Source organism: Fructilactobacillus fructivorans, assembly GCF_000814735.1.
Taxonomy (GTDB): Bacteria; Bacillota; Bacilli; order Lactobacillales; family Lactobacillaceae; genus Fructilactobacillus; species Fructilactobacillus fructivorans.
Genome location: NZ_JOJZ01000021.1, coordinates 20904 through 40776 on the forward strand (window position 1 = coordinate 20904; position 19873 = coordinate 40776).

Consider the following 19873-nt stretch of genomic DNA (forward strand, 5'->3'; position numbering starts at 1 on the left):
TAAGGATCCTCTTTTCACTATTTTTCGTCGTCTTTTTGTTGTTTATTAATTACATCTTCTACGTTGCGATTATCTTGATTAACTTTTTGTTTACTAATTGAATTCTTAAGTTGCATTTGCAGTGAATCAACTTGCTTGTTTAGATCAGTAACCTGATCCTTTAATCCGTCAATAACTTTTTGCGAATTACGGTTCTCTTTCTTCCGTTGAGATCCATTTTTAAATGAACTAATCATTGATAACAGGAACATAATTAATGCCCCAATTAATAAAGTTAGTAGGAGTACAAGAATTAAAGGCATTTTAACCGTAGTAAAACCAAAATTAATTTCAGCACTTGACATGTTCAATAGAACAAAAATAGCCACAATTACAATCAAAACCATGCTTAGAATCATTGAAATTTGCTTTTTCATTTTGTACTCTCCTCTCCCTTATCAAAGGGAATATCAATAAAATCAAAGTCTTTAACTACCTTAGTATTTGGAAAAATCTGTTGTGCCTGTTTCTGTAATTCATGTGCCATCTTAGCAGTATATCTTGCCGAGATATGGGTTAATAGTAACCGCTTCACGTTCGCTTCTTTGGCCGTATTAGCAGCCTGAATATTAGTAGAGTGATAATAGTTATGGGCTAATTTAGCTTCACCCTTTCCAAAAGTGCTTTCGTGTACTAAAACATCTGCATCTTGAGCTAATTCATTAATGGTATCAACTTTTCTTGTATCTCCCAGAATAGTAATAATCCTTCCTTTCTGAGCTTTCCCAATATAGTCGCTTCCATTAATGATTCTCCCATCATTAAGCTGTACGGTTTTCCCCTGCTTAAGTTGGCCATACAATGGTCCTGCTGGAATATTATTTTCACGAAGTTTATTAACAAGCAACTCGCCGGGATGGTCATGTTCAACAATTCGAAATCCCCAACTTTGAACTTGATGATCAAGTTTTTCAGCATAAACCGTGAATTTTCTACCCTCAAAAATTTTGCCAGGCTGACCTAGTTCAACGTATTTTATTCTATACCCTAACTTAGTCTGAGTCACTTGCAAACTAGTCTGAACGTAGTTTTTAATTCCATGAGGTCCATAAATGGTCACTGGATCATCGCCACCTTGAAACGAACGACTTGATAACAATCCTGGTAGACCATAAATATGGTCACCATGAAGATGGGTAATAAAGATTTTATTGATTTTACGTGGCTTTAAGGTTGATCGCAAAATTTGTTGCTGGGTTCCTTCACCAGCATCAAACAACCATACGGAATTAATCTCATCTAATAACCTTAAAGCGACACTGGATACGTTGCGAAACTTACCAGGAACTCCAGCACCAGTTCCAAAAAACTCTAATTGCATATTCTATCGTTCCTTTTTGACACTCAAATTTTTACACTCGTGAAGAACTACCATATAATTGTAGCATATCACATTGGCAATAATAAGCTGAAATCTAGGTGACTATTTTGAGATTAAACGAATTCTACGTTTCATCAGAAGATTTAAGTAACTCATATAAGATCTACGTTGAGATTAACAAAGATATTTTTCCAATTTTTGATATTGAATTTTCTGACCAAAAAATACTACTAGTACCAAATAAATATAAGCATCCCTTAACATTAAGTCAATTTAACACAAGAACCAGTCAATTAGATGATCATTTATCCTTATTCTGTAAAACCAATGAAATTCCAAAACTATTTGGCTATCGTTTAAAAAATGATCAATTGATATTTGGATAAAAAAGGATGGTCCTTAACTGGACCATCCTTTTTATTAGAATTATTCAACATACGAAAAAGTGAAATCTAAAATTGAAACAAGGTCACCATTCTTAGCACCAGCGTCTCTAAGGGCCTGATCTACTCCCATTCCACGGAGCTTACGAGCCAATCTTAAGACTCCCTGTTCATGTTCCGTATTGGCCATTTGAATCACTCGTTCAATCTTATCTCCAGATAGAACCCAGGTCCCATCTTCATCTTTAGTTAAGGTAAATGGCTTCTCATCCTCATCCGCATGATAAACCACTTCTTTGTTTTCCTTAGCTTCTTCAGCTCCCATAATTGGAAATTTAGGAGATTTATCAAGGGCTTGACTGGTTTCTCTAATTAACTCTTTTAGCCCCGTGTGAGTTACTGATGAAATCGGAACAATTTCACTTGCAACGTGGTCATTGTGATCGGCTAACTCCTGTTTAAATAACTCTAAGTTTGCCTTCGCGTCTGGCATATCCATTTTTGAGGCCACAATAATTTGGGGCCGCTTCAATAAACTTTCATCGAAGTTAGCTAACTCATGATTAATCTTTTGATAATCATCGTACGGATCACGACCCTCAATTCCACTCATGTCAACCACATGTAGGATGACTCGTGTTCTTTGAATGTGTCGTAAAAATTCAAAGCCTAATCCAACTCCCTTAGAAGCTCCCTCGATTAGACCGGGTAAGTCGGCAATCACAAAATCATTTCCATCATGATTTCTTACAATTCCAAGATTAGGAACAATGGTCGTGAAATGGTATTGAGCTACTTTAGGTTTCGAAGAAGTAATTGCACTCAATAAGGTTGATTTCCCTGCTGATGGGAAGCCCACTAATCCAACGTCGGCTAACAATCTTAACTGAAGTTCAATTTCCATTTCTTGGCCTGGCTCACCGTTTTCAGCAATTTCAGGAGCTGAATTCTTCGGCGTAGCAAAGTGAACGTTTCCTCTTCCACCACGGCCACCTTTGGCAATGACAACTTCATCATTGGACTTAGTCAAATCCGCAATCGGTTCACCAGTTTCCGAATTATAAATCGTGGTTCCATCTGGTACACTTACGACTAAATCCGGAGCACTGGCACCCGTCATTTTCTTATTTGCACCATTGCCACCATTTTCAGCTTTAAACTGTTTTTTATACTTAAAATCCATCAAAGTGGACATCCCAGTGTCAACTTTAAAAACAACGTTTCCACCGTGTCCGCCATCTCCTCCAGATGGTCCACCATTGGGAACATATTTTTCACGACGAAAGCCAACCATTCCGTCGCCACCTTTACCAGCTTTGACTTTAAACTTTACTTGATCTACAAACATAATTTCTCCATTTTCTAGCTAGTTTTTCATCATTTTAGCTACTGGCACATCATTTTCGAAAGTAAACTTAACGGTCTGAGCAACCTTCTTTGAGATTCCAAGCGCTTGAATGTCATCTACACTAGCATCTGCGATATTTTTAGTTGAACCAAATTTTCTCAATAATTTATTCCTTGTCTTCGGTCCAACCCCTTTAATACTATCTAACCTTGAAGTCATCGAATTCTTGTTATGGAGCTGATGATGATAATTAATGGCAAAACGGTGAACCTCATCTTGCACCCGCTGAACAAGATAAAAGGCTTGGCTTTTTGGATTTAAATTAATGTGATGATCATTACTACCAAATAATAAATCAGCCGTTTTGTGCTTATCATTTTTGACCATTCCAGCTACCGGAATGTGAAGGTCGAGTTCGTTTTCCAGAACATCCTTCACGGCATTCATCTGAATCTCGCCACCGTCCATTAGGATTAAATCAGGCATCTCAGCGTGTTCTTTTAATAAACGTGTATAACGTCTTCTAATAACTTCACGCGTGCTAGCTGCTTCATCAGCATGATCAACGGTCCGTAACTTGTACTTTCGATACTTCTTTTTATTTGGCTTACCATCTTCAAATACTACCATAGCAGAAACCAAATCGGCACCAGAAATGTGGGAATGATCAAAAGCCTCAATTCGACCAATATGACCGATTCCTAAAGCATTACCGAGTTCATCCATCGCACCAGTGGTCTTCCTGCGATCCATCTCCATTAACTTAAACTTCTCATTTAAGACTAATCGAGCGTTATGCTCAGCCATATCTAGTAAAGCCCTTTTCTGCCCTCGTTGTGGAGTTCTAACCGGCACTCCGATCATTTTTGAAAGAACCTCATGATCAATTGATGCTGGTACCAAAATTTCTTTTGGTGGAATTCGATCAGAATCATTATAAAATTGGACAATGTAACTAGTCATTTCTTCATTAGAGGTACTAATAATTGGAAATAATTTTTTCTCACGCTTCATTAGACGAGCCTGACGAATGAAGAAAACTTGAACTGAAAGCCAGCCCTTGTCAGCATAAAAATTAAATACATCGCGGGGAGTATTATCATGGGAAATAATCTTTTGTTTCTCAACGGTAGCATCAATGTAATGTAATTGATCACGCAGTTCGGCTGCCCGTTCATATTCCATGTTATTTGATGCCGTATTCATTCGTTTAGTTAATAATTGTCTGGCAGGTCCAACGCTACCATTTAAGAAGGATTTAATCTTTTTAATTTGAGCATCATACTCCGATTTAGGAACCTCTTTAAAGCAAGCTCCCAAACACTGGCCCATGTGGTAATACAAGCAAGCCCGCTTTTGATAACCATTACAACGCCTTAATGGATACATTTTCTGTAAGAAATTCAACGTTTCATCCGCCGCATAAACGTTAGGATATGGTCCAAAGTAGTACCCGCCATCTTTTTTAACGGTATTGGTAATCAGCATCCTGGGATCACGTTCGTTGGTAATTTTAATGTATGGATAACCACTATGCCCCTGCTTCAAGCGTACATTATAGTAGGGACGATGTTTCTGAATTAAAGTAATCTCAAGTAAAAAGGCTTCCTTATCATTTGAAGTAATGATGGTTTCAAAGTCAGCAATATTTCGCACCAACTTTGCTCGTCGACCATACTGAGTACTTTTAAAATAAGATCGAACTCGATTTTTTAAATTTTTAGCTTTCCCAATGTAGATAATCTTGCCATCTTTATCTTTCATAATATAACAACCAGGTTGATCAGGAAGCAACGTTAATTTTCGTTCAATTAAATCGGATGCCATAAAACTCCCTCCTTTCCCATAAGTGTCACTGTTACAATTATAATGAATTAGTTACAGTTTGTATAACAAACTGACATTAAGTGATTTTTTTGCTATGATGAAGTTAAAGGAGCGATCAATATGGGACTAAAAATTAGAAGAAATGAAGATCTTGATGCCATGTTCAGTAAATTCGCTAAAGAAAATCCGAAAGATCCTAACCGTGCTAAATTTTTAAATCATAAGAATAAAGAAGACCAACGCGAATCAAAAAAGAATAAAATTTTGGATCAAGATAAAACCAAATAAACAGAAAATCAGCTGTTCACACAGCTGATTTTTTTATGACTTAATTTGTTGTTCAATCCAATCCCATACTTGATCAGCTCCCACTTTTGTCTTCGCAGAAAACATGACCAATGGTTCATCATCTTCTAATTCTAATCCTTTACGCAGGATCTGTTCTTGCTTTTTTCGTTTACTTTTAGGAATTTTATCTACCTTAGTAGCCACATAAAGTACCGGGATCCCATAGTAATCTAACCAATCACGCATTTGAATATCATAATCACTCGGTGCGTGTCTTCCATCGATTAAATTAACCACACCCCGGAGTTGTTCACGCTGAGTTAAATAGGTTTCAATCATCTGAGCCCATTTTTCCCGCTCTGATTTTGATACTTTAGCATATCCGTAACCAGGAACATCCACAAAGTATAGTGCATCATTAACCCGATAAAAATTAAGGGTTTGGGTCTTACCTGGTTGTCCAGAGGTGTGCGCATAGTCCTTTCGATTAATTAAGACATTTGTTAGAGAAGATTTACCAACATTAGAACGTCCTAAAAAACCAATTTCAGGATAACCAGTAGTGGGATACTGTTTAGGATCAACAGCACTCATTACTAGTTCAACATCATTTACATCCATCATTATCTCCGTTCGATTACTTAGTTACGGTTTAATACCATTTTTGGTTCTTTGCCACCGTTAACTGATTCAGGCGTAACAATTACTTCTTTCACGTCATCACGACTTGGAAGTGAATACATAATATCACGCATAACACTTTCAATCATCGAACGTAGTCCACGAGCACCAGTATTTCTAGCAATTGCCTTTTTTGCCATTGCCTTGAGTGCATCATCTTCAAACGTCAAGTTAACTCCCTCAAGTGAAAGTAGCTTTTGATACTGCTTAACTAACGCATTCTTAGGTTGAGTAAGAATTTTAACCAGATCATCCTCACTTAATTTGTTTAATGCAGTTAAAATTGGTAAACGACCGATAAACTCTGGAATTAAACCAAAATTCATTAAATCTTCAGGGATTACTTTCTGCATAATATCCTCATCAGCAACATCTTGGGTTTCATGGTTATCAACGCCAAAACCAATGGTCTTATCACCCAAACGTCGTCTAACAATATCCTGAATACCATCAAAAGCACCACCAACAATAAAGAGAATGTTTTTGGTGTTAATCTTAATAAATTCCTGACTAGGATTCTTTCTGCCACCCTTTGGTGGGACGTTTGCAGTAGTTCCTTCTAAGATCTTCAGAAGTGCCTGCTGAACTCCTTCACCGGATACATCACGCGTAATTGAGACATTTTCAGCTTTCTTAGCGATCTTATCAATTTCATCAATATAGATAATACCCTTTTCGGCTCTATCAACATCATAATCCGCATTTTGAAGAAGTTTTAAAAGAATATTTTCAACATCCTCACCAACATATCCTGCTTCAGTAAGAGTAGTAGCATCAGCAATTGCAAACGGTACATTTAAAATCTTTGCAAGCGTTTGTGCCAAATAAGTTTTACCGGATCCAGTTGGTCCGATCATGGCAATATTACTCTTTTGAATCTGAGCATCATCATAAGAATGATGAGTTTGATCCCTTTCTTCATTATCATTTTCATCACTATTTTCAGAATCATTTAAAGCTTTAATTCTCATATAATGGTTAAACACAGCGACCGCTAAGGTTTTCTTAGCTTCATCTTGACCAATCACATACTCATCAAGCTTTTTAACAATTTCACTTGGAGTAAGAACATTAATGTCCTCAGTGGTAGTCTTGTTTAATTCCTCGCTCATGATTTGTTCACACAAATCAATACATTCATTACAAATATATACGCCTGGTCCAGCCACGATCTTCTTTACTTGATCCTGTGACTTTCCGCAAAAGGAGCAAGTAATGGTCTCATTTTGATCTGAATCATCATACATGATATCTCTCCTTTTTGTTAAATTCGTTTCGTTGCCTGCAATTTGAAACTATACCATACTAATAGAATCTTTTAAAATAATTTGCTCTACAAAAAAAGACCCGCCCTAACAAGCGGATCCCATCTTGTATAAATTATTTCTTGTTTTCTTTACTGGAATCCTTCTTTTCAGAAGACTTCTTAGCAGCTGATTTTGGTTCTTCTTTAGCACTGTCAACAACAATATCAACAGCCTTTTGAATTCCAATATCATGCTTTAACATGTCATCAGATAATGCATTACGAACGGCAGTTTCTTCCATTCCGTATTGTTTTGCAAGATCACTAACTTCTTTTTGAATGTCTGCTTCACTTGGATTAATCTTTTCCGCTTTAACAATTGCTTCTAAGACCAAGTTCGTCTTAACACGACGATCAGCACCATCAGCAAACTGCTTCTTTAAGTCTTCTGGTTTAGTACCAGTTAACTTATAATACGTCTCAGCGTTGATGCCTTGTTGTTGCATTCCAGCGAGGTATTGATCCATTTGACGTTGAACGTCATCATTGATCATTACTTCAGGAATATCTTTAACAGTAGCATTATCTACAGCTTCGCCAATTGCAGCATTTTCTTTAGCATCATGAGCAGCTGATTCCTTTTGTTCTTTAAGCTCTTTCTTGATTTTGTCTTCTAACTCAGAGAGTGTGTCAACGTCTTCGTCAACATCCTTAGCAAAATCATCATCAAGTTTAGGTAATTGTTTTTCCTTAACTTCATGAAGCTTAACTTTAAAAGTAGCTTCTTTCCCAGCTAATGACTTTTCTTGATAGTCCTTAGGGAAAGTAACCTTTACATCAACATCATCGCCAGCTTTTTTACCAATCAATTGGTCTTCAAAGCCAGGAATAAATGAACCTGAACCAAGTTCAAGAGAATAGTTGTTAGCTTTTCCGCCTTCAAATGGCTTGTCGTCAACAAATCCCTCAAAGTCAATTGTAACAGTGTCACCCTTTTTAGCAGGACGATCAACCAAAACAAGTTCAGCCTGTGATTGACGCATTTTATCTAACTTAGCATCGACGTCTTTTTTGTAAACACGAGTGCTTTCCTTCGGAACACTTAACCCTTTGTATTGGCCAAGCTTAACGTCAGGCTTAACACTTACAGTAGCTTTTAGAACCCATGGCTTGCCTTTTTCAATTGATTCAACACTAACATCTGGTTGACCAACTGGTTCAATTCCAGCGTCTTTAATTGCTTCACTATAAGCATCTGGTAGCAATAAGTTTAAAGCATCTTGATATAAGGCTTCTTCACCGTACATTTGATTAAATACTTGTCGTGAAACCTTACCCTTACGAAATCCAGGAACTTTAATGTTTTTCTTATTCTTCTTGAAAGCTCGATCTAATCCTTCTTTAATCTTATCAAGACCAATTTCAAAGGTTAGTTCACCATCATTGGTGCCTTTTTTCTTCCAATCTGCCATAACATTTCCTCCAACATGAAAAATATTTACACACTTTTTCAAGTAATAGTATTCAAATAGTATTCTAACTTAAGCGCCATCAAAAGTAAACATCGACGCTAAAACAGTGGTATCAATAAAAAAGAGATTGAAGACAATGTCTTCAATCTCTAAATAAAATACTAATTAATCATCGATTTCGGTTACAACACCGGCACCAACGGTATGTCCACCTTCACGAATAGTGAACTTAGTACCTTTTTCAATGGCAACTGGCTTAGTTAAGTCAACGTGGAATGTAACGTTGTCACCAGGCATTACCATTTCAGTTCCCTTGTCTAATTCAATAACACCAGTAACATCGGTGGTATGGAAGTAGAATTGAGGACGATAGTTTGAGAAGAATGGAGTATGACGTCCACCTTCTTCTTTGGTTAAGATGTAAACTTGACCAGTAAACTTCTTGTGGGTATGAATTGAACCAGGTGCTGCAAGAACTTGTCCACGAACAACTTGGTCACGGTTAATACCACGAAGCAAAGCACCGATGTTATCTCCAGCTTCACCTTTGTCAAGAGTCTTTCTGAACATTTCAAGACCAGTAACAGTAGTCTTCAAAACGTCAGGAACTAAACCAACGATTTCAACTTCGTCACCGATTTTAATGCTACCACGATCAATACGACCAGAAGCAACAGTTCCACGACCAGTGATAGTAAATACATCTTCAACAGGCATCAAGAAAGGTTTGTTGTCATCACGTTCTGGAGTTGGGATATATTCATCAACAACATCCATTAACTTCATGATGTTTTCTTCTTGTTCTTTATCACCTTGAAGTGCTTTCAAAGCTGAACCACGGATAACAGGAACATCGTCACCATTGTAACCATATTCTGAAAGTAACTCACGAATTTCCATTTCAACTAAGTCGATCAATTCGTCGTCATCAACCATGTCAGTCTTGTTTAAGAAGACAACAATGTGATCAACACCAACCTGTCGAGCAAGCAAAATGTGTTCACGAGTTTGTGGCATAGGACCGTCGGTTGCGGCAACAACAAGAATAGCACCATCCATTTGGGCAGCACCAGTGATCATGTTCTTAACGTAGTCAGCATGTCCTGGGGCGTCAATATGTGCATAATGACGCTTTTCAGTTTCGTATTCAACGTGCGCAGTATTAATAGTAATACCACGTTCTTTTTCTTCTGGTGCAGCATCGATATCAGCGAAGTCTTCAGCCTTAGCCAAACCCTTTTCTGATAATACTTTAGTAATTGCTGCAGTTAAAGTAGTCTTCCCATGGTCAATATGGCCGATAGTACCAATATTAACGTGGGGCTTTGTTCTTTCATAATGTTCTTTTGCCATTTATGAAACCCTCCTGTCATTTTCGTAAGACAAACATCAGTAAAAACACCAATGTCTCTTTGTCAGTAATTATACTACATTTTCCGTAAAAGGCCAAATGCTCACCTTTTTTGGAATTCACTTTCATATTATATCCACTGACAAATTATTTGTAAACCAAATATCATCAATTTCTTAAATTACTTTAATAATAAGTTCATTATCTTATCGATTTTTTCTAGCCAACGATCGACTGGTCCTAATTTATTATTATCAACTACCATGTTGGGATTAATGATATGACGGTGAATAGCGGTTACCCAGACTTCTGGATCTTGAATTGTTTTATCAATGAAGGGATACAAGACTTGAGCATCATATTCAGCGGCCTGAGAAATCTGCTGAAAACGAATGGGATCCTCTTGTCCATAACGATTATTAATAATTTTCTGCATTTCTTGATAAGCTGGTGAATCTAACTCATCTACCAATTGTTCTGGAGTAACAGTATAAGTCTTTCCGTCCATCCAAACAAATTTAACGGGCTGATTGAACTTCAACTTAGCTAAATTATTGAGTAATTGATTTCTCCATATTGGATTAACATCAGGATCAACTAAATTAAATTGAGCCCCCTTTAAATACTGGTTATATGGGAGTTCCTCAGCTTTCTCCATAATATCACGTTGAGTAATTCCTGATTCACCGCCCATATGCATAAAGTGCTTCAAGTTCGCTCGATTTGATTCAACCTGTTGTGCATTGTTAATTTTCTCTAGGGATTCAATCTCTTGCTCTACATCCTTCTTATTAGGGACATTAATCGTATCAACAATGATTCGTAAAGGAATAAACTTGCGATTTTTTAAATAAATATTAACCACAAGCTCAATATCATTTTCAACTAAGTAGTTAAAATTGTCCTCAACTAAACGATATGATTCAACGTATTTTTTCTCATTAAAGAGGGAGTGCCCTAACAAATCAACTACCTGATCGTCATCAACTTCGTCGTACAAAGCCAGTAACTCTTGGCAACTCTTTTGATATGCATGCTTCTTAAAATTATTCTGAGCCCGTCTAAACCTTATTTTTTGATTATCATTCAAAATTATATCTCCACTTTAGAAAACAAAAAAATTGAGCCTAAGCTCAACTCTTTTAGTTATCTTCTTGATCATTTTTATTGTTAGATTTTTTTCTTCTATGATGCTGATTAACTTCCATGATAACTGGAAGGATCACCGGTCTTCTTCCGGTTTTCTTATATAAGAATTGTCCAAGGTCCTCTCGAACATCTTGCTTTAAATGACCCCAATCAAACTCTTTATTATCCAAATTATTCTGAACAGCTTTAGTAACAATCTCAGCCGCTTCACCTAATAAAGACTTATCTGAATTCACGTAAACAAAGCCACGTGCCATGATTTTAGGTTCTGAAATAATCTTCTTTTTCTTGCGGTCGATGGTAACAACTGCTACAAAAACACCGTCTTCAGATAATACCTTTCGGTCTCGTAGAACAATATTACCAATATCTCCAACACCAATTCCATCAATCATAGTATCTGAAGCAGGAACCGCCTCCGATAGGAACATGTTTTCACCATCAAACTCAATTACATCCCCCTTAGCAGGTAGAATAATATGAGATGGTTTCATTCCCACTTCTTCAGCTAGTTCCTTTTGTGCTTCCATCAAACGGTACTCACCCTGAATCGGAATCAAGTAATCAGGATGGATTAGGTTCAGCAACAATTGCAAATCATGCTTACTAGCATCACCAGAAATATTCTTTTCATCGGCAATGCTCATAACCTCTCCACCGGCTTTATAGATCATATCACGGGTTTTCGCCCATGGCGTATCCATGGCACGCGAAGGACTCGTAGCAATCAGAACCAGGTCACCTGGCTGAATGTCAACGTAGCGATCACGGTTGTCAGCCATTCTCTGAAGCGATTCCATTGGTTCCCCATTTTTACCAGTCTGTAAAATAATAATGTTGTGCGGATCCATCTTTTCCATTTCTTTAGCGGACTTAATAAATAAATCGTCAGAAGGTAAAGTTAACTTGCCAAGCTTAAGGGCGGTGTCAATGACTTCTTCTAGACCCTTGCTTGTCAGGTATACTCTTCGACCTGCTTTAGCAGCCGCATTTAAGACTTCCTGAATTCGCAAGATATTATTGGCAAGACATGCAACAATTACACGACCCTTTTGATAATGGAAGGTTTCATATAGATAATCTCTAATTTCTTTTTCATCGGTACTCTCTTCGGGATTGTCAGCATTTCTTGAATCACTTAGCAGTGCCAAAACGTGTTCCTTACCAATATCAGCTAAAGCAGCATAATCAGTTTTGTATCCGTCTGCAGCGGTCTGATCAAACTTAAAATCACCAGTATAAACAATGTTACCAAGTTCCGTACTAATCACAATTCCAACTGAGTCGGGAATTGAATGAGTGGTATCAAAGAAACTAACGGTTCCATCTTCAAAAACAATCTCACTCTTACTATTAATAACGTGAAAATCATTAAACTTCTTGGTTTTCTTATTGTCTGCAACTGCCAACTTTGCTAATCCAATGGTCAATTCGGTCCCAAATACAGGAACATTAAATTCACTTAGAAAATAAGGTAATGCCCCAATGGCATCTGCATGTCCATGGGTAAGAAAAACTCCGACAATCTTGTCAGCATTATCCCTCAGATACGAAAAATCTGGAATCACAAAGTCAATCCCTAACATTTCATTTTGAGGATATTTTAACCCACAATCTAAAATAAAAATACTATTATCGTTAATTTCAATGGCATATAAATCTTTTCCATTTTCCCTCACTCCACCTAATGGAATGATTTTGATGTTATTTTTCATAATTACTCGTTCACCTCAAAATTTTACTTTTAATTCATACTATTATTATACGAAGCTTTTGCCTCAAACCGCTCATTATATCTGTTAACAGTGTAACATATTTATCTTAAGCACTAAATTATTTATGTATAAAAAAAGAGCGGTAAAAATCCGCTCTACCAAAACTAAGATTAACGACGTAATCCTAATTCTTTGATCAATTTACGATAACCTTGTACATCATTGTTACGTAAGTATGCCAGAAGGTTTCTTCTGTGACCAATTTTCTTCATAAGTCCACGTTGTGAGTGGAAATCCTTCTTATGAGTCTTCATATGACCATTGATTTCATTGATGTCAGCAGTTAATACAGCAATTTGTACTTGAGTTGAACCAGTGTCGCCTTCATGTTGAGCAAACTTCTTAATAATGTCATTTTTTCGTTCTTTACTTAAAGCCATTATTATATCCACCTTTCTATATATAATCCCTTAATCTGAGTAATACGTCAGTGACTCGTAAAACTAAGATTAAGTTACTAAACTAATATAACCTAAAATCAGGTGTTATTCAAGTCAGCATTAATAAATGAGTCCAGTTTTTAGTGCTATTGCAATTAATCAATGGATTTTGTATAATTAAGAATGTTAAAAGATGTGAATAAATTGAATTTATTTCACAAAGTGGAGGTGAACTTAATGCCAGTAATTAAATCTGCTATCGAACGTATGAGAACTAACGAAGAAGCTAGAAAGAAAAACGCATCTCAAAAGAACGAAATGAGAAGCGCAATCAAGAAATTCGAAAAAGCCGAAGCTTCTGGTGCTGATGATTTAGACAGTGCATACCGCGATGCTGTTGCAGCAATCGATCATGCAAAATCAAAGGGCCTTATTAAAGCTAATAACGCTAACCGTAAGAAATCTCATTTAGCAAATCGACTTGCTAAAAATGATAATTAATAAAAAAGAACCCATTAATTGGGTTCTTTTTTTATACTCTGATTTAGTTTAACCGCAAACATCTCAAATAATAATTCTGGATTACTACTAGTACTTTTAAGCTGTTCCTCAATTTTTACTAGGTCAACATAAGCATTTCGCAGATACTTTCTTGAATACTTACGATCACTTCTCATTGCTAATTTCACTCGATAAGGATGAACTCTAAGTGCACTTGCTAAATTTCCTTGGCTGTACCCCAACTGCTCTAAAATCTTAACCTGTAGTAAAAGACGAAATTGACTAACCAAAATGGCATTAATTTGAATGGGTTCATGCTTTTGTGCAATCAGATCATGATAAAATTCAATTGCCTTCGTGGTATTTCCACTCATCAAATAATTAACTAAATCAAAAACGTTTTGATCCATTGATTTCGATACTAGGGAGTCAACGTCCTCAAGCGTTATTTTTTTATCATTAATTTTATACAAAAAAAGTTTATTCAATTCATTCATCACACTGGCTAAATCATCTGATGTTCGGGTAAGAAGTTCATTAAGTGCATCTTGATCAATTACATACTTCTTTTCTTCAATCTTTTTTTGGATCAATTGTTTTGTTTCACGCTCTGAAAATTGATTTAAATCAATTACTTCTGCCTGCTTCTTTAATTCTTTACTAATTTTTTTTCGTGCATCTAACTTAGGATAAGGAGCGAAAAAAACTAGTACTGTTTCTTGTGGCGGATTTTTTAAATAATTTACTAACTCCTCGGGATGATGAACAACCTTACTTTTATTTCTTTCCCCCGTCAAAAAATATGGATTTTTAACAAATACCAGTCTTTTTTCACCAAAAAAGGGAATTGACATTGCATCATCCAACGCTGTTGATAAAGGCGTTTCTTCCATATCATACGTAGCAAAGTTCATGGTTCTTTCTTCTTCAGGAATTAGGGCTTTAAGCTTCTTTTGAATTGTATCAATCCAATAATTATCATTTCCCAAAATTAAATACACCGCTTGAGGCTCTTTATTAATTTGACTAACTTGTTCTACGACACTCACTGATGTGCCACCTTCCACTTAGTTTCGAACTTTCCAATTTTATTATTTCTAAATTTGTACCTAATCATACCATTTTTTTGAGTACTAATAATTGTGATACGTTGCCTATGCATCGTATCGATTGTCTCCTGATTAGGGTGATGATAACGGTTGTGTCTTCCAGCTGAAATAAGAGCAATTTTAGGATCAATTGCCCGAATAAATTTTGGATCAGATGAAGTCTTACTTCCATGGTGTCCTAATTTAATTACATCAACACGAAGATGCGGGTATTTTTGGATAATTTTCAACTCTTCTTCTCGATTCAAATCACCCATAAAAATCCAATTTAATCCCCCGATTTTACCCAATAAAACCTGTGAATCTTGATTTTCTCCTAGCCCTTTTTTCATGGGATGAACTACTTGAAATGGTGAATTCTTAATGTGATCACCAGCTTTAGCGTTAATTAACTGAAATTGACCCCGATACGGTTTAATTCGCCTTAAAAAACTCTGATTATTTGTCATTCCCCATGGAACATATACTCGACTAACGTTCATTTTGCTTAAAAAAGCCGGTAAATCCCCAACATGATCAGCATCTTGATGACTCAAACATACATTATCAATTCGAGAAACTCCAATGCTTCTCAAGTAACTCATTGATGTATTATTTGCTTGATAAATTGGCTTCCGCTTTGATTTGCCAAAAAAATTGGGTTTCCCGCCAGTATCAATTAACGTAATCGATCGGTTAAATGGCTCTCTCACAAGGAAACTGTCTCCTTGTCCCACATCAAAAGCATCTACTTCACCACTAAGTGGAAAATGAATCATGATAAAGCCAAGACTAAAACACATTAATAAGAATAAAATCCGTTTAACAGTAACTTCCTCAATGAGAAATAATACCGTAACTACCATCACTAAAACAATCCATACGTTCAACTTTCCAATTACCAAATTACCTGGCAGACCCGCAAGCAAATTTAAAAATTGATCAAATAATCCCAATCCTTTATCAATCCACGAAACAAATAAATTTAATTTGAAAAAGGACAAGCTGTATCCAATTAACACCAAGGGAAATATGAAAACAGTAAAAAAAGGAACAAATAACATGTTCGCTAATAATGATAAGATGTGCCATTCGTACACATGATATAAAATAATTGGCATACTAATTAGGTTAAGTAAAATGGTTCGCTTCAAAAACCCACAATTCTTCGTCAGAATAAGACCTAAAGATAATAAATATGAAAGTTGACATCCAAACTGAAAAATAAATAACGGATTAATCAATAGATTAATCATCACTGCACATGACCATCCATCTAAGGCCGAAAAACTCAGATTTAATTTCTTTAATCCCAGACGCTCTTCAGCCATTAAGACAGCTCGTAGAAGGCTTGCACCCGCCCCAGCAATTACAAAATAAGCAGGCAACAGTATGATTAACCATGAATCGATAGTTTCCTTTTTAAAACGAAGAGTTGAAAAGATCCACGTAAAAAGACCCACAAGATAGAAAACATGCATTCCGGAAATCGTAAACAAATGAATGAGTCCTAACTGCCGAACTCCTGCCAGTTCTTCTCTGAAATCATTGGTTCGATTTCCATAAATTATCCCTAAAACGTACATCCGTAAATGTCGTGGTAGTTGTTGGCTTGTTTTCATCATTTGAAATCTCAGGTTATGCACTAGATTACTCAGACTTAGATTTTTACAAATCGTTTGATATTTAAATTGGTTGCATTTAAATTCAGCAACGATCCCACGCGATTGATTAAAATATTTAGCATCAAACTGAGAAAAATTAGGAGCCGAATCAATTAATTTAAGTTGACCATCAATTGTAAAAAAACTAGTACGATCTAAATGCAAGAGAGTATCACGTTCCGATTTATTCTTAAAAAATCCATAAACCAATACCCTTTGTTTTAAGCGAGGAATTTCTACGATTCCACTATAGGAATCTCCATTAACCTGCAAATCATCAGGACGAATCTTTGCTACTAACGTTAACGGGGTTTCAGTCTTTGGTATAATTTTTACTTTTTGATTAATTCCACTTTGCCAAATCACAAAAAATAAAATTGGCACTAACAAAGACACAACACTTTCAATTAGAAGATGAGGTATTTTTAAACAAAAGATCCGAATTAACCATAAAATCAACAAAATAATTCCAATAACATGATTTTCAAAAAACGCAAACGAACTAATCATCCATAAAATGGACGGAAATATTAAAAAATTCTTTTTAATTATTTATCAACGGATAAGAATGATTCAAAGGGTAAATTATTAATGTCGTCTTTATTGACATCAACTTTTTCTAAAGCAACGTGTTTCATGTCTAGCAACTTCTTAGCATAGTCACTATTATGGTAATTCCTTAAATACTTAATTTTAACAATTCCTGCCTGAAGTAGCATTTTAGTGCATTGAAGGCAGGGCACGTCTGTTACATAAAGTTCCGCGTTATCAGTTGACTCACCAAACTTAGCACATTGTAGGATTGCGTTCATTTCTGCATGAATGGTTCGCTGACAATGTCCATCAACCAAATAACAACCCTCGTCAATACAGTGAACATCTCCTGATACCGATCCATTATAACCACAAGCAATGACTCGTTTGTTTCGAACGAGGACTGCCCCAACGGACCGACGATTACATGTACTTCTTGAGGCCACTAACATGGCCTGGAGCATAAAATATTGATCCCATGGAATTCTTTTCTTTTCCATAATTTAATCACCTTCAGTAGAGTATTTAAACTTAGTATAACAATAATACCTACTTTAGTTGACCCTACACTGTAATTGAACTTTTCAAATTAGCAACGGTTTTATCTCCAAAACCAGGAACATTCTTTAAATCATCAGGATTCTTAAACGGACCACTTTGTTTCCGATAAGCAATGATTTTATCTGCTTTTTTCTCTCCGATTCCATTCAACTGTTGTAATTTTGATTTATCAGCTTGATTAATATTAATCTTTCCGCTATCAGATTCTTTTCCGCCCGCAGCATTAGCATCGGAATTATTAGTTACTTGATTAGTTTTGGGTAATCCATTAATTTCGCCACGAATTGGAACATAGACCACTTGTTGGTCGGATAATTTCTGTGCTAAATTAATGTGTTTAGCATCGGCCGATCGATTGAATCCACCTGCCAGTTCCACTGCATCTGAAACCCGCATACTTTTGCCCACCTGATATACACCTGGTTTATTAACCGCTCCTTTCACGTCCACATAAACTTGCTGATGATCTTGATTTGAAGCTTGATTATCATCTTTGGTCATTACCTTAGAGGAACTTTTCGTGTGTCTCAAATTAGTGTGGCGAGACAAATTAGCTTGGTTCACTTGACTACCCTCTCCGTGTTGGGAAGCAAAAACACAACATCCAAGTAAGACAATCACCATAACTACCAGACCACCAATGATACGATACTTATATTCTTCAATCCATTCATATAACTTATCCATCTTTCTCTCCTTTCATATCTAGATACGAAAAAAACACAGCTTTTTAGCTGTGTTTTTGATTTAAATATTTTAAAGCATCATCAAAAGATGTGACGGGAACGACTTTCATCTTTGGAGCATATTTTTTTGCAGTTGCCTGGGCCACCTGATAGTTGGTTTGATGCCCGTCTTCCATTCTAAGAATCGTCTTAGTTGGCTTAACGTATGGACAGAAGAAGATCTGAGCCCCACTCTTATTAGCTGCAATAATTTTTTTATCAACTCCACCAATTTCTCCAACCTGACCATTCGAAGCAATTGTGCCGGTTCCCGCAATTCGTTTGTAATCATAATTAGTATGTTTCAATTCACTATAAACCTGTAAAGCAAACATAAGTCCACCTGATGGACCACCAATTTTACCCGGATTAATATTAGCCTTAGGACTAGTTTTCAGACTGACATCGTCAACCATCCCAATTCCAATTCCATAAAATCCCCTTACAAGTTGTTTTTTGTACCCTTTTACCTGTTTGGTTTTACCGTTTCGCTTAAAGGTAATTTTAAGCTCAGCATGCTTCGGAAGTCCTTGAATGTACTTAACGTACTGAGGTCCCTGATACAATTTCTTTCCATTTACTGATTCAACTAAATCACCTGGTTTTAGTTTATTAGAAAAATCAGAATGAGGATACACGTTTAATACGTATACACCATGATAACTCTGCTTTACCTTAGCGTGGGCTTTATGATAACCAACGTAGATAGCATTATTAATGGCACTCTTCATGTATATATTTTGGACATTATCATACTCTTCATTACTCTGGTTCCCCATCACATCAGAAGTCTTTTCAAGTGATACATGGGGATTCACCTTCGAATAAAGGTAAGTAATCGGTCGAGCCTGCGACATTGAAACAGCTGTGATCATAAACTTATTTTGTTTGTTGGGCTTAACTCCCTGAATTTTAACCATTGGTTGAATGTTGACCGCTTCTCCAGGAGCTTCAATCAACGCATTAAGTGGCCAAAAAAGGAACCATAGTATAAAAACAATGATCCCTAAAAAAATCAGAAAGTATCGATTGTGTTTAATCCATTTCCAGATCTTTTTCACTGATTTCGTTTCTCCTTAAGTGCCTTACTAACTACCCTAGGAACAAATTTAGATGTATCTCCCCCAAAATGATTAATTTCTTTAACCATTGAGGATGAAATCAATTCATAATCATGGTTAGCAAACAGCAAAACCGTTTCAATTTGGGGATCTAACATTTGATTCAAACTGGCAATTTCCTGCTCATTTTCAAAATCTTTTGTATCACGAATTCCACGAATCAAAATATTAGCGTGTTCTTGCTTTAAAAAATCAACCGTTAAATTTGAATAGATTTTCACCGTTACGTTTGAATAATCAGAAAGACAAGCTTCAATCATCCTTTTACGCTCTTGCGGTGTAAATAACCCATTTTTACTAGCATTATCACCAATTGCAACCACAATTTCATCAAAGATCTGCGTAGCTCGATTAATGATATTCAAATGTCCGTTGGTAATTGGATCAAAACTACCAGGATATATGGCCTTTTTCATACT

At 36.2% G+C, this 19873-nt stretch carries 20 protein-coding genes; 3 read left to right on the forward strand and 17 right to left on the reverse strand.

Translation table 11 applies throughout. The annotated features are described in order from the left end of the window. Positions 1-17 precede the first annotated feature (17 nt). Positions 18-416 (reverse strand): lipopolysaccharide assembly protein LapA domain-containing protein, encoded by a 399-nt coding sequence (locus LfDm3_RS05405; RefSeq protein ID WP_039144852.1) that lies wholly within the window; start codon positions 414-416, stop codon positions 18-20. Next, positions 413-1360, reverse strand: a complete 948-nt coding sequence (gene rnz, locus LfDm3_RS05410) for a ribonuclease Z (RefSeq protein ID WP_039144854.1) — start codon at positions 1358-1360, stop codon at positions 413-415. The genes LfDm3_RS05405 and rnz overlap by 4 nt, the downstream gene beginning before the upstream one ends. Before the next feature lie 107 nt (positions 1361-1467). Between rnz and LfDm3_RS05415 the strand changes: the two genes are divergently transcribed. After that, entirely contained in the window at positions 1468-1746 is a 279-nt protein-coding gene (locus LfDm3_RS05415; protein WP_010021273.1) for a hypothetical protein, read from the forward strand. Between the two features lie 40 nt (positions 1747-1786). Here the strand turns inward: LfDm3_RS05415 and obgE are convergent, their stop codons facing one another. Beyond that, positions 1787-3091, reverse strand: a complete 1305-nt coding sequence (obgE, locus tag LfDm3_RS05420; RefSeq protein WP_039144856.1) for a GTPase ObgE — start codon at positions 3089-3091, stop codon at positions 1787-1789. Positions 3092-3109: 18 nt separating this feature from the next. Beyond that, positions 3110-4918 carry an excinuclease ABC subunit UvrC gene (uvrC, locus tag LfDm3_RS05425; protein ID WP_039144858.1) on the reverse strand — a complete coding sequence of 603 codons (1809 nt, stop codon included), beginning with the start codon at positions 4916-4918 and terminating at the stop codon, positions 3110-3112. A 120-nt stretch (positions 4919-5038) separates the two neighbouring features. Between uvrC and LfDm3_RS06875 the strand changes: the two genes are divergently transcribed. Then, positions 5039-5206, forward strand: a complete 168-nt coding sequence (locus tag LfDm3_RS06875) for an SPJ_0845 family protein (RefSeq protein WP_010021268.1) — start codon at positions 5039-5041, stop codon at positions 5204-5206. A 33-nt stretch (positions 5207-5239) separates the two neighbouring features. Here LfDm3_RS06875 and yihA read toward each other — a convergent pair whose 3' ends face one another. The 7 genes from yihA to rpsO all read right to left on the reverse strand — a co-directional run bounded on the left by yihA (position 5240) and on the right by rpsO (position 13260). Further along, positions 5240-5827 carry a ribosome biogenesis GTP-binding protein YihA/YsxC gene (yihA, locus tag LfDm3_RS05430; RefSeq protein WP_039144860.1) on the reverse strand — a complete coding sequence of 196 codons (588 nt, stop codon included), beginning with the start codon at positions 5825-5827 and terminating at the stop codon, positions 5240-5242. 20 nt (positions 5828-5847) lie between these two features. Then, positions 5848-7134, reverse strand: a complete 1287-nt coding sequence (gene clpX / locus LfDm3_RS05435) for an ATP-dependent Clp protease ATP-binding subunit ClpX (protein WP_039144862.1) — start codon at positions 7132-7134, stop codon at positions 5848-5850. A gap of 133 nt (positions 7135-7267) precedes the next feature. Next, complete coding sequence (gene tig / locus LfDm3_RS05440) at positions 7268-8605, reverse strand: trigger factor (RefSeq protein WP_039144863.1); 1338 nt, start codon at positions 8603-8605, stop codon at positions 7268-7270. Between the two features lie 165 nt (positions 8606-8770). Then, complete coding sequence (tuf, locus tag LfDm3_RS05445; protein WP_010021264.1) at positions 8771-9958, reverse strand: elongation factor Tu; 1188 nt, start codon at positions 9956-9958, stop codon at positions 8771-8773. A 179-nt stretch (positions 9959-10137) separates the two neighbouring features. Further along, positions 10138-11046, reverse strand: coding sequence for a hypothetical protein (locus LfDm3_RS05450; protein WP_039144865.1), 909 nt, complete (start codon positions 11044-11046; stop codon positions 10138-10140). 52 nt (positions 11047-11098) lie between these two features. Further along, complete coding sequence (locus LfDm3_RS05455) at positions 11099-12820, reverse strand: ribonuclease J (RefSeq protein WP_039144867.1); 1722 nt, start codon at positions 12818-12820, stop codon at positions 11099-11101. Positions 12821-12990: 170 nt separating this feature from the next. Beyond that, positions 12991-13260, reverse strand: a complete 270-nt coding sequence (gene rpsO, locus LfDm3_RS05460) for a 30S ribosomal protein S15 (protein ID WP_010021261.1) — start codon at positions 13258-13260, stop codon at positions 12991-12993. 237 nt (positions 13261-13497) lie between these two features. Here rpsO and rpsT point away from each other — a divergent pair, with 237 nt between their 5' ends. Continuing rightward, positions 13498-13761: a 30S ribosomal protein S20 gene (gene rpsT, locus LfDm3_RS05465; RefSeq protein ID WP_010021259.1), complete on the forward strand. Its 264-nt coding sequence runs from the start codon at positions 13498-13500 to the stop codon at positions 13759-13761. A gap of 14 nt (positions 13762-13775) precedes the next feature. Here the strand turns inward: rpsT and holA are convergent, their stop codons facing one another. The 6 genes from holA to coaD all read right to left on the reverse strand — a co-directional run bounded on the left by holA (position 13776) and on the right by coaD (position 19870). Next, positions 13776-14810, reverse strand: a complete 1035-nt coding sequence (holA, locus tag LfDm3_RS05470) for a DNA polymerase III subunit delta (protein ID WP_039144869.1) — start codon at positions 14808-14810, stop codon at positions 13776-13778. Further along, entirely contained in the window at positions 14807-16879 is a 2073-nt protein-coding gene (locus LfDm3_RS05475; RefSeq protein ID WP_191978927.1) for a DNA internalization-related competence protein ComEC/Rec2, read from the reverse strand. Before LfDm3_RS05475 ends, holA begins: the two co-directional genes overlap by 4 nt. 182 nt (positions 16880-17061) lie before the next feature. Further along, positions 17062-17547, reverse strand: coding sequence for a ComE operon protein 2 (locus LfDm3_RS05480; protein ID WP_039144870.1), 486 nt, complete (start codon positions 17545-17547; stop codon positions 17062-17064). 64 nt (positions 17548-17611) lie between these two features. Then, on the reverse strand, positions 17612-18295 hold the full coding sequence (locus LfDm3_RS05485; protein ID WP_039144872.1) for a helix-hairpin-helix domain-containing protein: 684 nt from the start codon (positions 18293-18295) through the stop codon (positions 17612-17614). 43 nt (positions 18296-18338) lie between these two features. Beyond that, positions 18339-19394, reverse strand: a complete 1056-nt coding sequence (locus LfDm3_RS05490) for a SepM family pheromone-processing serine protease (protein WP_052236625.1) — start codon at positions 19392-19394, stop codon at positions 18339-18341. After that, positions 19391-19870: a pantetheine-phosphate adenylyltransferase gene (gene coaD / locus LfDm3_RS05495; protein ID WP_039144874.1), complete on the reverse strand. Its 480-nt coding sequence runs from the start codon at positions 19868-19870 to the stop codon at positions 19391-19393. Before coaD ends, LfDm3_RS05490 begins: the two co-directional genes overlap by 4 nt. Between the last annotated feature and the right edge of the window lie 3 nt (positions 19871-19873).